Raw genomic sequence first — 14,712 nt, 5'->3', positions numbered from 1 at the left:
CGGAAGTGTGCAGCTCAGTCCTGCTGACGCGCCTTCACTTCGATTTCCTGGCCCGGCACGGCCATCACCCAGAGCTTGCTGACGCCGGTGGGACAGCGCACCAACACCTCCAGCTCGCGGCCGGCCTCGATGGGGGCCTTCACGAGCGGCGTCACGCCCTGCAGCGTCGTCCCGCCCACCTGGACCTGGCAGCCCGGAGGAGCGTCCCTCACGCTCAGCAGGCCCCGCGTCCCCGGCTGGTGCGCGGCGTCCGCCAGCGTGCGCACGTCGATGCCCTCGCGCTGCTGGGTCGTCCCGAACCGGCGCAGCTTCCCACCCACCGCCGTGGAGACGACGAGCGGCGCGCCCGAGGGGTCGAACGTGGCGGTGCCCTGCTCCAGTCGCTGGCCCCCCACGTACACGTGCTCCCCCTCCTCCACGTTGACGAAGCCGGAGCCGGAGCCGCGCAGCAACACCAGCGCCACCGCGCCCACCACGAGCAGCGCGCCACCGCCCAGCCCCACCCACTTCCAGGGCACACCTCCTCCGGAGCCGGAGTCCTCGGCGTGCGAGGCAGCGCCCGCGGCGTGGGGCTCCGGACGGGCGTGGGCTGCGGGAGCCGCGGGGCTGCCCGTAGACGGCCGCAAGGCGGGAGCCGCGGGCGACGAGCTCCGGGGTGCCGCGCCCGCTCCGTGCGCGCCTTGGGGTGGCGGTGGCGGGGTGCCATGGGGCGCCGGGGGTGCCACCCTCGGCACGGACGAAGACGGGCGCGCCGGAGGCGGAGGAGCCGCGTGGGACTGTGAGGGCCGCACCTGGGGCGCGGGCCGGGCAGCGGCGGGGCTCTCCGAGCGCGGCGGAGGCTGGCCCAGGCTCAGGGGGACCATCTCCGTCCGGTCGACCTCCTCCTCCATGTCCAGGTCGGGAAGCTGGGGCAACGCAGCCTGGGGCACGGGAGGAGGAACCGGGGCCGGGGGCGGCATGCGCGGCACGCTGCCGGAAGGACGGGGCGCCGCCACGGGCGGCGGAGTCGCGGGCCGGGGCCCACTGCCGCTCGCCCCGCTGACCGCCGGACGCGAGCCGCTGCCCGAGCCCGCGGGGTGCGAGCCACTGCCCCTGACGGACGGGCGCGAGTCACCGGGGGCCGCCATGTCCCCCGAGCCGCTCCCGCTGCCCGTCCCCGACGGCATGGGCCGCGGGTGGCTGCCCGTCCCGGGCGTGCCCGACGACGGCGCGAACTCCACCAGCCGGTCCCCCAGCGTGTCCTTGAAGAACTGGGCCACCGCCGCCGGCGACGAGTTGAGCCGGTGGTGCGCCATCACCGCTTCAATCTCCTCGCGCATCGCCGCGGCAGAGGGCGTGCGCCGCGACGGGTCCTTCACCAGCGCGCGGAGGACGAGGTCGGACACGTCCTGGGGGATGTTCGGCTTGAGCTGCGAGGGCACCGGCGCCGGCTCGCGGACGATGGCGTTGAGCGTGGCCGCGTCGTGGTCCCTGCGGAACGGCAGCTGGCCGGTGAGCAGCTCGAAGAGCACCACGCCCAGGGCGAACACGTCGTTGCGCGCGTCCAGCGTGCGCCCGGAGGCCGCCTCCGGGGAGATGTAGGAGATCTTCCCCTTCAGCACGCCCGCCTGCGTGTGCTCCTCGCCCGCCACCTTGGCGATGCCGAAGTCGCTCAGCTTGACGGCGCCGTCCAGCGAGATGAGGACGTTGTGCGGGCTGACGTCGCGGTGCACCACCGGGTGCGGGACGCCCGCCGGGTCCACGTACGCGTGCGCGTAGTGCAGCCCCGCGGCCACCTCCGCGACGATGCGCAGCGCGTGCTCCATGGGGAGCGCCAGCCCCTTGCGCCGCAGCTCGTTCACCAGCTTCTTGAGGTCCGGCCCGCGCACGTACTCCATCAGGATGTACGCCACCCCGTCGGACACGCCCACGTCGAACGTCTGCACGACGTTCGGGTGCGTCAGCCGCGCGTTCGCCCGCGCTTCCGCGAACAGCATGTCCACGAACTCGGGGTTCTCCGCGAACTGCGGGAGGATCTTCTTCATCACCAGGAACTTCTCGAAGCCCTTCACGCCCACCTGCTTGGCGAGGAAGACCTCCGCCATGCCACCCTGCCCCAGCCGCCGGATGATGTTCAGCTTGGTGCTGCCCAGCGAGTTGGAGATGTCGGTGGAGGCCCCCTGCTTCGCCTGGGGGTCGACGTTCGTGGAGCCGAAGAGGTACTGGCTGAGGGCGCGCGGCTCCAGCGCCTCCATGTCCTCCAGCGGCCGGTCCGTGAGGGGAAGGCGCGCCAGCAGCCCCTGGAGCTGCGGCATGTGCGGCACCCGGGCGCTGCCGCCGCAGATGGGGCACGTGCGCTCCACGGAGGACTGGTGCGCGCGCAGTTGCGCCAGGTAGTCCGCGGCCTGGATGCGCTGGTGGCTCACCTTCCCGCAGTGGCGGCACTCGCACGGCAGCCACAGCGTGGCCATGCGCGCGTTGGGCTGCTTCTGCGAGCGCGCCAGCGCGGCCAGTGCCGGCGGCGGCACCCGGCACAGCACCACCTGCGCGCCCTGGGCCGCCGTGTCCAGCACCTGCTCCAGCTTCGGCAGGGCCTCCGGCTCCACCTTGCTCACGTGGCTGAAGTCGAAGCCGACGCGCCCCTCCAGCCCGGAGGCCAGCCGGCGCACGTTGAGGTCCCCCTTCAGCACGCTGGCCAGGGTGATGTACGTGATGTCGTCCTGGACGATCTTGAGGTGCTGCGCCAGCTCCGGCTGCTCCGCCGGCATGCTCGCGCGCAGGTAGCGCAGCACCACCGGGTCCAGCGTGCCGAACTGCTGGCGGCGCGCGTAGTCGAAGAACTCGCTCGCCTGGTCCGCGAACTCCAGCGGGTTGGAGCACACCGGGCAGGTGTGCTCGGGCGCGCGCTCCTGGGCAATGACCTCGGCGTCGTCCACCAGGTTCACCACCCGGAGCCGGTCGTCGTTGCAGGTGCGGCAGGTGTAGGGCGCCAGGAGGGAGACGATGCGGGCCACGCCCGCGAAGCCCTCCACCATGTTGAGCTGGTCCACCATCACCGGTGGCGCGTGGACGACGTAGAGGCTCAGGGCCCCGGGCGGCAGCTTGCCCGCGAACTCGATCCACCGGCGCACGCCGAAGGAGCTGATGCGCTCCACCCGTCCCAGGTCGACCACCAGCAACCCGGTGAGCTCCGGGCTGCTGGACGTCAGCGGGAAGGTTTCGTCGATGACGCCGGAAATCCGTACGTGGGTAATCGTCCCCACACGGAGCCGGCTGATGATGGCGTTGGAACCCTGGCTATCCACCGGCCCTGACCTCATTGCGAACAGAACAGCAGAGACTTCGGCTGGGTGGCCCGGCGGCGCGCCTCGCCCAGGTCCACCACGCACACCACACGTGACTCGCGGCCGGCGGTCACCCGGACCGCCACCGTGTCACTGTGCTCCAGGATGCGCCGCAGCCCCAGGCCCGCGCCCCCACCGGACGCATCCACCTGGACGCGCCCGCCCCACCCTTCCAGCGCCCGGGCGAAGGGCCCCGGCCGCAGGCCGCCGAAGCGGTCCACCACTTCCAACCAGATGCGTCCGTCCTCCACGGCCCAGGCCAGCTCGCAGCTGTCCTCCGGCGCCACCTCGCGCACCTGCGTGCGGCGGTGCGCGTAGCGCTGCTGGCCGTCGGAATCCACCGGCGCGTCCAGCAGCGCGTTGGCGGCGATTTCATGCACCACGTCGCCCACCAGCGCGGCCGCCGCGCGCGAGCCGCCGGCCCGCGTCACCGCCACCGCGGCCTCGGTCCCCGCGGCGCCGATGTCCGCCACGCTCCACAGCTGCTTGCGCGTCACCGCCGCCCCTTCCGGCAGCAGCGACCCGCCGCGCAGCAGGGCCCCCAGCAGGCGCACCTCCCAGGCGGAGGGACGCGGCTGGGCCCCCCGCGTGGCCAGCAGCAGCGCGGGAGGCTCGCGCAGCAGCAGCTCCGCGTGCGAGGGCGTCAGGCGGCCGTCGAAGAGGACCAGCCGCCGGGGGCGCGAGGAGAGCCCCGGGCCCGGGTGCAGCGCCACGCCCCCCTGCGTGAGGAGTGGTGCCGCCTGCTCCAGCAGCGCGGGAGGCAGGGACTCGTCGGCAATCAACAGGAGGCTTTCGGCCTCGACGTGGGGAGCGGTACTCAAAGGCTAGTAACGAACCTTGACTTCACTGAAGAAGGACTGGGGTGGCGCCGGGAAGCCGAAGGACTCCTCGTACCTCGCGTTGAAGAGGTTGGAGCCGAGGAACGAGACGGAGATTCCGTCGTAGATGTTGAAGCCCACGCGGGCGCCGGCGGTGAGGTAGCTGGCCAGCTGCACGCGGGAGCTGGGCAGGCCCGTCGACTCGTCCACCAGGAAGCCCGGGTCGTAGCGCTGGCCCACGTAGAGGGCGTACAGCTCCGCGAAGGCCACCTTGCCGATGTTGGTGCGACCGCGCGCGTAGATGCGGTGGCTGGGCGCGTAGTCCAGCGGCGTCTCCGGCCCGTCGTCGTAGGGCAGCGTCTTGGCGTCGAGGAACTGGTAGGCCACGTCGAAGGACGAGTTGATGGACGGAATCTGCGCCGCCGCCTCCAGCTCGAAGCCCGCCACGCGCGCGTCACCCAGGTTCTTGAACTGGGACACGGAGCCGAAGACGAGCTCCTGGTTGATGAAGTTCTTGGCCAGGTTGTAGAAGCCGGTGCCCGTCAGGCGCACCCGCCGGTCGAAGGGCCAGAAGTCCACCGAGGCCTCGAGCGTGTCCAGCGTCTCGGCCTTCAGCTCCGAGTTGCCGATGAGCGTGGACGCGTACATCTGCTGGTTGATGGCCAGCTCCGCCAGCGTGGGCGCGCGGAAGGCGCGGCCGTAGTTGGTGCGCAGCGTGAGCAACTCCGGCACCGCGTGGAACACGACGCTGGCGCGCGGGGAGAGCTGGTCGGTGCGCTGGCTCCAGACGCGCTCGGGAATCTGGTAGCGGTCGTAGCGGATGCCCGCGCCGAACACGAGCCGGTTGAAGAGCCGGTACTCGGCATCCGCGAAGCCGCCGAGGATGGTCTGCTTCGTGTCGTCGAGCGTCAGCTCCGGCAGCGCGTTGGGGACGTTGACGGTGTCCAGCTTCACGTCGCCGCCGACGGTGACGTTGAGGTCGCCCGCGGAGAGCAGCGCGCGCGCCTCGCCACCCAGCCGCCGGCGCTTGCCCAGCGCGCGCGTCATCTCGCCGCCGAAGGCGTTCTCCATCAGCACGTCGCGCCGCTTGAAGAGGCCGTACGCCTGGGCGAACAGGCGCACGTTCTCCGTCACCTGCTGGTCCACCTGGGCGGAGGCGTTGAGGTTCTGCACCGACTCGGAGTCGTTGGGCGTGTAGTGGCAGCGGCCGCAGTTGCCCACGGTGGAGATGTGCGTGCCACCCGGGCGGCCAATCTCCGCGTCCGTGAAGTCCGCGTCCAGCGCCAGCGGGCCCACGCGCACCTTGCCGCTGACCTGGTGCACCAGCGAGTCCTGGTTGTCGTCCACCCGGCCCACGCTCGGGTCGTTGAAGAGCTGCGGGCCGTCCGAGCCGTAGCCGTAGTAGCCGAGCAGCGCCTCCACCGGGCCGCCGCGGCCGGCGACGGTGCCGTGCAGGCGCCACGTCTGCTCCTGGCCCGCCAGCACGCGCGCCTCGGCGCCGACATTCTGGCCCTTGGCGATGAGGTCCGACGGCTGGCGCTCGATGATGTTGATGACGCCGCTGAAGGCGTTGGAGCCGTACAGCGACGAGCCCGGGCCCCGGATGACCTCCACCTGCTTGAGGTTGACCAGGGGCGTCGTCTCGTCCGCGTAGAACTGGCCCGTCCACGGGTCCGTCAGCGGCCGGCCGTCCTTCAGGAGCAGCAGGCGGTTGGACAGGTAGTTGGAGCCGAGGCCGCGCGCGCTCACCGCGGCCTTGCGCATGGAGCCGCGACGGCACTCCATGCCCGGGAAGTACTGGATGGCCTCGCACAGCGAGAACTGGCCGGTGCCCTCCAGCTCCTCCGCCGGAATCCACGACACCGTCAGCGGCACGTCCGCGATGCGCTGGTTGCGCTTGGACGCGGTGGTCACCACCGCCTCGCTCAGCACGCGGTTGACGGACTCTTCGATGGCATCCCCCCCCGCCAGCGGATCACCCGGCAGCCCGGCCAGCCCCGAGGGCGGCGGCAGCGGACGGTCCATGGTGGGCTCGGCGAACGGGGCGCGGATGGGGACGTTGTCCTGCGCGGGCGCCGCCACCGTGGAGGGCGCGGCCAGCGCTCCGGTGGCGGGAGCCACCGTCGCCGGGTCGGCGGTCGAGGGCCCCACCGGGGCGCCCGGGGACGCCACCGGCAGCGAGGGGCTGACGGGCGGGTCCATGGGCGTGGGCGGCTCGGCCGTCACCGGGGTCGCCGGCTCCGTCGCGGTCAGTGGATCATCCGTGGCAGGGCCACCGCCCAGCACCGGAATCTCGTCGTCGGTCAGCGCGGGCTCCGCGGGAGCCTTGACGCCCTTGTTCTTCTTGATGCGGGGAGGCCGGGTGGCGCGCGTGGGCGGCTTCTTCTCCGCGCGCTTCTTCTTCTTCACCTTGGGCTGCGTCTCCGCCTGGGCCTCCTGCGCCTGGGCCTCGCTCGGTCCAGGGCTGGCCACGGCCAGCGCGCACAGGAAGATGGAAAGAGGCAGGGCACGCAGGCCTCGGCGCCCGAGAAGAGCCTGCACCGCGCCTCGCCGCGGATCACCGTACACAGTCGAGTGCATCGTTCTCACATCCGTGAGTGAGGGGGGCACCCACGGTCCTGTACGTACGCCCCGGTTGGCGGGCCCGGCCTCAGGGCAATCGTCCTTTCGGACGAAGCTTCACCCCCTGAACGCTCGTGCCGTCGGTTTTTAAAGTACCCCAGAGCCCCTGCCGGGCCAAGTCAGCGGCTCTCATTCCCTGCAAACTCAAGAAGGCTCTCGGTTATCGGCGACCCAGGATTCGTGTTGCGTCCTCAGTCATCCGGCTGCTCGGCGGCGACGGCCAGGTCCTCGGCGAAGGACGGCAGGGCGGGGCCCAGCTCCTCGGAGCGGACCAGCACCTCGGCGTCCACTCGGAGGTCCGGCCCTTCTGCGAGCACCGGCTGGCGGCGGGGCGGGCCCTGGGCGACGAGGCGGCGGAAGTCCTCGAAGTCCTTGCCCTGGACGCGGGCAAAGGCGTCGAAGGGGGCCACCGCGCCCACGGAGCCCAGCGCCCCGGCGAGCGCGTCCTCCTGGTTGCGCAGGTCCACCAGCACCGCGCCCGGCACCCGGGCGCTGCGGAAGAGGACGCGCACGTCCTTGGGCACATGTGCCAGGGGGACGAGCGCCGCCTCCGCGCCCTTCGCCTCCAGCATCTTCAGGGCGGACTCCACGTTCGGAACGGGCGCCAATTTGAAATGGCGCTGCGCGTCCAGGTCACCGCCGAGGACGACGTGGGTGACGAACTTCGGGTCGGCGGGGCCCGCGCCCTTCACGTGCGCCAGCCGCTTGCCTGCCAGGTCCTTCACGGCGCCCTTCTGGGTGGAGACGATGGCCCAGCGCTGCTGGGTGTCACCGGCGCGGGAGGCCCAGGCCACGGGCTTCGCGCGGGCGCCGAGCTGCACGGCGGCCCACGCGTCCACCACGGCGAAGTCCACCAGCCCGTCATTCACCGCGCGGGAGAAGTCCTCGTAGCGGCCGAAGCTCTTGGCGGCCACCGGGCGGCCCAGGGCGTCGGTCAGCTTCGCGGCGAGCGCCTCCGCGTACTGGAAGCGCTCCTGGCCGTCCGTGAGGGTGGTGGCGAGGAAGACGCCCACGGTGGCCTTCTTCGCGGCCGCGTCCGACGTAGCGGCGGCCAGGGTGCAGGCCAGCGCGAGGCCGGCCAGGAGGAAGCGGTGTGCCTTCGTCGTCATCATGGGGTCTCCTCCGCGGTGGCCGCGGCGGGCGTGGCGCCGGAAGGCTCGCCGAGGCCGTGGAGGCTCTGCAGGCGGTCCTTCCACTCGCGCACCTGGGCCATGCGGGGGCCGGTGCCCGAGGCGAGGTAGCGGCGCCACGCGTCCACGGCCTCGGCGGGCTCGCGGCGGCGCTCCTGCGCGTCGATGCCGAGGTTGAGGGCTGCCACCGGCACGGAGGACTCCAGCCGGCGCCAGGTGGTGAGCGCGTCCGCCGCCCTGCCCTTGCGCCAGTCCACGCAGGCCAGGTTGTGCTGCACCAGCGCGTCCTCCGGGTCTCCGGCGAGCGCGGCCTTGAGGGCCTTCTCCGCCAGCTTCATGTTGCCGGAGGCGTACGCCAGCCCGGCCTCGCGCCGGTGGAGCGCGCCCGTCATGGCCGTCAGCCACTTCGGCTGCCCGGGGTTGGGCTTCTTCGAGGCGGCGGTCAGCTGCTTGCGCGCGGCGGCCACCTGCCCCTTCTTGTAGAGGACGAAGGCATCCGCCAGGGCGCGCGTGTTGGGCCAGGCCCAGCGCTGCGCGGGGGTGAGGGCCCGCTTGAGGGCGGCGCTCGCCTCCGCATGGCGGCCCGCCTCCGCGCGCGCCAGGCCCCGGGTGAAGAGGGCCAGCTTCGCCAGGTCCAAGCGCTTGCCCGTGCCCAGCTTGTCCACCGCTTCGAGGTCGCGCTCCGCGGCCTCCGCGTCGCCGGCCTCCAGGCGGGCCAGGGCGCGGCGCACCAGCACGCGCGGCAGGTTGGCCTCGGCCACACCCGCGGCGACCTTGGACGGGCCCACATCGGACAGCCGCTGCACGGCGGCATCCACCTGGCCCAGCTCCACCTCGGCCAGCGCGGCGCCCACGGAGGCCTCGGCCTGCTCGTCCGGCTCCTCCGTCCGCTTGCCCGCGGCGGTGAAGGCCTCCAGCGCCGCCTGCGCATCCCCCGAGGCCAGCCGCGCGTAGCCCAGCAGCAGCCCCTCGCGCCAGGTGGCGCCCGGCAGCGTGGCGCCCTGCTCCATCACCTTGCGGGCGTCGGCGAAGGCGCGCGTCTCCAGCAGCGCGGCGCCCAGCCGGCGGGCCATGGGCGCGCTGCGGTCCAAATCGTAGGCGCGGCGCAGGTCTCGAACGGAGTCATCCAGGCGCCCCGCCCCCGCCCTGTCCCGGGCGCGGTGGGCCAGCGCGCGCGCCAGCCACTGCCTGGCGCCGGCGTGGTTGGGCTCCACCTGCAGGGCGTTGGCGTAGTCCTCGATGGCCTGGTCCCACTGGCCGGTGGCGAAGTGGTCCGCGCCCAGCAGCGTCCAGCCCAGGGCCTGGCGCGGCGCCATCTCCACCACGCGCCGGTGCACCTCCACCGCGCGCTGGAAGCGGCCCGCGCGGCGGTTGACGGAGCCGAGGTTGGCCCACAGCTCCAGGCTGTTGGCGCCCGAGCGCACCGCGGCCTCCAGAAACTGGATGGCCTCCTCGTGCCGCCCCTGCGCCTGCAGCGCCTTGCCCACCGCCATCTGTCCGATGACGAGGCCCGGCTGGAGCTGCAGCACCTTGCGGTACTCGCCTTCCGCGGCCGCGGCCTGCTTCTGCGCCAGCCGCACGTCACCCATCAAGAGATGCGCCGCGGGCGTGCCGCCCAGCTTCACCAGCGCCACCGCCTGCCCTTCCGCGCGCGGCACGTCGCCCGCCGTAAGGTACAGGCGTGCCAGCTTCTCCTTCGGCTCGGCCGCCTGCGGGAAGCGCGTGGTGACGCCCTCCAGCAGCGTGCGCGCCTCCGCCACCCGGCCCTCCAGCTCCAGGACGCTGGCGAGGCCCAGTTGCACGCCGGGCGACTCCGGCCGCCCGGCCTGGGCCTGCTGGAAGGACGCGCGCGCGGCGGCCACGTCCCGGCGCAGCACGTGCGCGCGGCCCAGCAGCTCGTGAATCTGGAAGTCGTTGGTGGCCAGCTTCGCGGGGCGCAGCGCCAGGTAGCGCTGCAGCCGCGTCACCGCCGCGTCGCCCTGCTGCGCATAGAGGTAGTAGCTGGCGAGGTAGTACTGGACGATGAGGTGCTCCGCGCTGTCCGCGGCGGCCACCTTCTCCATCAGCGGCACGGCCTCCGGGAAGCGGCGCAGCTTGTAGAGGGCCACGCCCAGCGGGTACGCCAGCGACAGCTCGCCCGGATTCGCCGCCTGCACGGGCAGCACCCGGTCCACCGTGCGCTGCCAGTCCTGGAGTCCGTTGGCGGCGGCGCCCACGCCCGCGGCGGCGGAGACGGAGCCCGGCTCCGCGGCGAGCGCCTGCTCGAAGAGGGCCAGGGCCTTGCGGTACTTCTCCTCGGCCTCCTTCTTGTCGCCGGAGGCACTGGCGGCGCTGGCGGCCACCTGGGCCGTCTCGCCCTCCTTCACCAGCCGCTGCGACTCGGACATGGGCGGAGGGCGGTACTGCGCGAGCGCGGGAGGGCCGGCCAGGGAGGCCAGCAGCGCGAGCGCCGTGGTGAGGCGGCGCGGCGACGGGGTGCGGGGTGTGCGGCGCATGAGGGCGGTTTCCCAGGAAGGTCAGGCGACGGGGCTGAACTCGGCCACGACGACGGTGATGTCGTCGCGCTGCGGCTGGCCGGCGCTGTAGGCGCGTGCGTCCGCGAGCAGCGCGTCACGCAGCGCCTCCGCGGACAGGTGGGCATGGGCCTGCACGGCGGCGGCGAGGCGCTGGGTGCCGTAGAGCTTGCCCGCGCCGTCCCGCGCCTCGGTGAGGCCGTCGGTGTACCAGACCACCACGTCACCCGGGCGCAGCTGCGCCTGGCGCGAGGTGAACTGGGACGTCACGGCCGCGCCCAGCAGCGGCCCGCGCGCCGGCAGCGACGCCACCTGCCCGCTGTGCTTGTTGAACACCAGGGGGCTGGGGTGCGCGCCGGCCGCGTAGTCGATGAGGCCGTTGGTGACGTCGATGACGGCCAGGGCGCTGGACATCTGGTGCTCGCCGCGCCCCACGTTGGCCAGCGTCACGTTGAGGGCGGTGATGAGCATCTGCGCGTTGACCTGCGAGGGCTCGCGCAGCGTCATCGCGGAGGCGAAGCCGCTGGTGGCGCTGGTGGCCACCAGGGCCGTGGACAGGCCGTGGCCCGTCACGTCGCCGATGCCGATGACCACCCGCTGCTCGTCCAGCCCGGCGCGGAACCACCAGTCGCCGCCGCACGCGTCCGCGGTGACGACGAGGCCGGCGATGCGCAGCGCCCCCACCTGCACGGCGTCGCGGCCGGGCAGCAGGGTCTCCTGCACCGTGCGGGCAAGCGACACCTCGCGCTCGAGCTGCGCCTTGGCGCGCACGTCGTCCAGCAGCACCTTGATGCGCTCGGCCATGTGGTTGAACACCACGCCCAGCGTCACCACCTCGCGGCCGGCGCCCCGGGCGGTGCCGGCGCGGGCCCCGAGGTTTCCGGAGGCCAGCTGCATCACCTTGTTGGTGAGCATGCCCAGCGGGCGGGTGATGCGGCGGCTCTGGTACGCCACGAGCACGCCCGCCACCACCACGAAGCCGAGGCCCAGCGCGAGCATGCGCAGGGTGTTGGCGCGCACCGTGGCGCGCTTGTCCTTCTCGAGGATCTCCAGCTGCCGCTGGAGCTCGCCCAGGGAGTAGCTGATGACGACCAGGCCCTTGCCGCTGCTGGAGCCGTAGTCGATGGGCTCCTGGATTTCGGAGACGGGCTGGCCCCGGTAGAAGGCGCTCACCATGCGCCGCTCGGCGACGCGCTCGTGGGTCTCCCCGGAAGCGGCCTCCTGCGCGCCCTTCTCCTCGCTGTCCGCCATCTTCGTCCCCTCGGGGTCGAAGATCTGCACGCGGAGGATGTTGGGGTTCGTCTTGACGATGGAGCCCGCCACCTCTTCGAGGAAGGCGTAGTTGTTGTCGCGCAGGTTGGTGGCGGAGGTGAGCGCCAGCGTCTGTCCGACAGTCTGGCCGAGCTCGCGGGCCTGCAGTTGGATGCGCTCCGTGGAGCGGCGGGCCGTCTCCTCGAACTGGGACTGCGTGGAGGCGACGGACAGCGAGGCCAGCAGGCCGACGATGAGCACCACCAGCACGCCGGTGGTGAGCAGGAGGATCTGATCCAACCGCAGCCCGCGGATGGCGGCCACGTTGGGCAGCTCGCCGGCCTCCAGCGGGGCGATGAGGGTGCTGGTGGCCTCCGCGTGGGCCAGGCCCACGGGGCTGGTCAGCCGCGTGGCGGTGGACTCGCGGGCGCCGGTGCCCGTGCCGGTGGCGGTGACCTCACGGGTGCCAGTCCGCTCGGCGGGCGGCGGGGCGGAGTCCGGAGCGCCATCGGGCTGGGGGGCGGGCTTCAGGCGTGTGTTCGTGCTCGACAAGGGCACACCCAGGGGGTCGCGCCGGGGCGCGACGAGGGAGCGGGGGAGTGGCGACTCTATCGCACTTCTCCCGCTTCGCGAGGTAGCGCCCCCCACCCCACTTCCCACGGAGAGGGACGAACCGGAGTGGGCCTGGGACGAGAAGCTTGTGAATGGACTTCACGCAGGGTGCGCAGGCGTCTCCCTGCCCCTTCACCGGGCGTCCTCGGGAGGCACCGGTTAGCATTGAGGGCGCATGCGGCCCCACTTCCACGTGGCCGGCTTCCCGGTCCGCGTCCACCCGCTGTTCTTCCTCATTGCCTTCGCCTCGGGCTGGGGCCTCCTCGAGCAGCCCGGGCGGCTGGCGATGTGGCTGGCCATCGTCTTCGTCTCGGTGCTGCTCCATGAGCTGGGCCATGCGCTGGCCTTCCGCCGGTACGGCTGTCCCGCGGGCATCGAGCTGCACGGCATGGGCGGCACCACCACGGCAGAGGACACGGAGCAGCTCACGCACCGGCAGTCCGCGTGGGTGAGCTTCGCGGGGCCGGGGATGGGCTTCCTGCTGGGCGGGCTCGTCTGGGCGGTGTCGCGCCTGACGCCCCTGGGGGAGCAGGGAGGGCTCGCGGGCGAGGCGGTGCGTCAGCTCGTCTGGGTCAACGTGGGCTGGGGCCTCTTCAACCTGCTGCCCCTCCAGCCCCTGGACGGGGGGCACCTGCTGGCCTCCGCGGTGCGCGCCCGGAGCGGCTACCGGTACGAGCGGGTGCTGCACGGCATCGGCATCGCCACGGCGCTGGGCGTGCTGGCCCTCTCCATCTGGTGGAGCATGGTGTGGATGGGGCTGCTGGCGATGATGTTCGGCGTGATGAACTTCGAGCAGCTCCGCCGCCTGCCGAAGGAGGTCCGCTTCCAGCGCTCCGCTGCCCCACCCCCGCGCCGGGCCGCCTCGCGGCGCAGGTCCGAGGCCGGTGCGGTGTCCGTCGAGCAGCTGATGGGCGAGCTGCGAAGCGGCCCGCGCGCCGCGCCGCCCGAGGCCCCGGCCGCGCCACGACGCGCCCCGGCGCCCGTGGTGGAGCCGGAGGCCCCCGAGGGGCCGCATGACCCGGGAATGGTGGGCGAGCTGCTGCTGGACGGCGGCCTGGCGGCGATGGCGGTGCGCCCGCTCCAGTCCGCCTTCGCGAAGTCACCCTCCCCTCGCACGGGCCATGCGCTCGTCCTGGCGCTGCTGGAGACCGGGCGCCTGAAGGAGGTGGCCGCGCTGCTGGAGGGCGCTCGCGCCGCGCACCTGGGCGACGACACGCTGGCCCTCATCTCCGAGCGGGCGCGGGCCGCGGGTGACGAGACGCTGGCCGCGCGTGCCGAAGCAATTTCTAACTCGGATGAGCGCCGCTGATTGCCGCGCCGCGCCAGAAGGTGGCTTCCGCCTGACAGGCCGGCAGGAGGGCCATCAGCAGCCTTGAGTGGAGGGGGCGCATCCGGGTTATAGGGGCATCCCCTCCAGCCAGAGGAAGCCCGCGCGTGTCTAGACCTCGTCTCATCAAAGAAGCGTCCGCGCCGCTACAGCTCGACAAGGAGCTGCTGCTCCGCATTCACGACCTCATGGTCAAAACGCGCGCCCTCGAGGAGCGCCTCATCCAGATGTACAAGCAGGGCCACGGGTACTTCTGGATTGGCGGCCCCGGCGAGGAGGCGTTCAACGTCCCCCTGGGCATGCTGATGAAGAAGGGCCAGGGCCCCGAGTACGACTACCTGCACGCCCACTACCGCCAGTCCGGCACGCTCATGGCCCTGGGTGAGGAGCCCATCGGCGCGCTGCGGCAGATGAAGAACACGGCCACGGACCCGTACTCCGGCGGCCGCAACTTCGCGGGCCACTTCTCGCTGAAGAAGTACAACGTGGCGCCTGTGTCCTCGCCCATCGAGGTGCAGTACGCCGTCGCCCCGGGCACCGCCATGATGCAGAAGCGCGTCGGCGGTGACGGCATCACCATCGTCACCGGTGGCGACGCCGGCACGGCCGAGGGCGATTTCGCCTCGTGCCTGGTGTGGAGCTCGCGGCCCGCCAACCCGCTGCCCATCCTCATCATCGTCACCAACAACAAGTGGGGCATCTCCACCTCCGGCGAGGGCCAGCACGGCGAGACGCGCATCAGCGACCGCGCCAAGGCCTTCAACATCCCGGCGAAGACCATCAACGGGAATGACCCCGTCGAGGCCTACCAGGAGATCCAGGCCGCCATGGAGTACGTGCGCAAGGAGCGCAAGCCGTACTTCATCGAGGCCCTGGTCTCCCGCCTCTACGGCCACTCCTCCGCCTCCGGCGCCAACTTCGTGGGCGACGAGGTGGACTGCCTCAAGCAGTTCGAGGCGCGCCTGGAGCAGGAAGGCTTCATGACGCGGCAGCAGATGGACGACCTGCGCAACAAGTACACCGAGGAGCTGGCCGCCGCCGCCCGTCAGGTGCGCGACGAGCCCCAGCCCGAGCCCGACTCCATCTGGAAGCACATCTACGCGGAGGACAAGTAAC

Annotated in this window: 8 protein-coding genes; 2 read left to right on the top strand and 6 right to left on the bottom strand. The window is 72.6% G+C overall.

Annotation, left to right across the window (positions count from 1 at the left end; all coding sequences use genetic code 11):
• Window positions 1–14: 14 nt before the first annotated feature.
• From LXT23_RS08330 to LXT23_RS08305, 6 genes are all read right to left on the bottom strand, one after another.
• A complete protein-coding gene (locus LXT23_RS08330) occupies window positions 15–3,284 on the bottom strand; it encodes a serine/threonine-protein kinase (protein ID WP_253979573.1) in 3,270 nt (1,089 codons plus the stop codon).
• A gap of 11 nt (window positions 3,285–3,295) precedes the next feature.
• Window positions 3,296–4,105: a hypothetical protein gene (locus LXT23_RS08325; RefSeq protein ID WP_253979572.1), complete on the bottom strand. Its 810-nt coding sequence runs from the start codon at window positions 4,103–4,105 to the stop codon at window positions 3,296–3,298.
• A 42-nt stretch (window positions 4,106–4,147) separates the two neighbouring features.
• Window positions 4,148–6,721: a TonB-dependent receptor plug domain-containing protein gene (locus LXT23_RS08320; RefSeq protein WP_253979571.1), complete on the bottom strand. Its 2,574-nt coding sequence runs from the start codon at window positions 6,719–6,721 to the stop codon at window positions 4,148–4,150.
• Between the two features lie 233 nt (window positions 6,722–6,954).
• Entirely contained in the window at window positions 6,955–7,875 is a 921-nt protein-coding gene (locus LXT23_RS08315; protein ID WP_407692876.1) for a PhnD/SsuA/transferrin family substrate-binding protein, read from the bottom strand.
• Window positions 7,872–10,388 carry a tetratricopeptide repeat protein gene (locus LXT23_RS08310; RefSeq protein ID WP_253979570.1) on the bottom strand — a complete coding sequence of 839 codons (2,517 nt, stop codon included), beginning with the start codon at window positions 10,386–10,388 and terminating at the stop codon, window positions 7,872–7,874. Before LXT23_RS08310 ends, LXT23_RS08315 begins: the two co-directional genes overlap by 4 nt.
• 21 nt (window positions 10,389–10,409) lie before the next feature.
• On the bottom strand, window positions 10,410–12,209 hold the full coding sequence (locus LXT23_RS08305; RefSeq protein WP_253979569.1) for a PP2C family protein-serine/threonine phosphatase: 1,800 nt from the start codon (window positions 12,207–12,209) through the stop codon (window positions 10,410–10,412).
• 235 nt (window positions 12,210–12,444) lie between these two features.
• Here LXT23_RS08305 and LXT23_RS50075 point away from each other — a divergent pair, with 235 nt between their 5' ends.
• Together LXT23_RS50075 and LXT23_RS08295 are read left to right on the top strand one after the other, a co-directional pair.
• Window positions 12,445–13,578 carry a M50 family metallopeptidase gene (locus LXT23_RS50075; RefSeq protein ID WP_267146688.1) on the top strand — a complete coding sequence of 378 codons (1,134 nt, stop codon included), beginning with the start codon at window positions 12,445–12,447 and terminating at the stop codon, window positions 13,576–13,578.
• Window positions 13,579–13,703: 125 nt separating this feature from the next.
• The gene (locus LXT23_RS08295; RefSeq protein ID WP_253979568.1) at window positions 13,704–14,711 is read left to right on the top strand and encodes a thiamine pyrophosphate-dependent dehydrogenase E1 component subunit alpha; all 1,008 of its coding nucleotides are present in this window, start codon (window positions 13,704–13,706) and stop codon (window positions 14,709–14,711) included.
• Window position 14,712: the final 1 nt, after the last annotated feature.

This window comes from Pyxidicoccus xibeiensis (assembly GCF_024198175.1).
Lineage (GTDB): Bacteria > Myxococcota > Myxococcia > Myxococcales > Myxococcaceae > Myxococcus > Myxococcus xibeiensis.
This window is presented reverse-complemented; position numbering and strand designations above follow the sequence as displayed.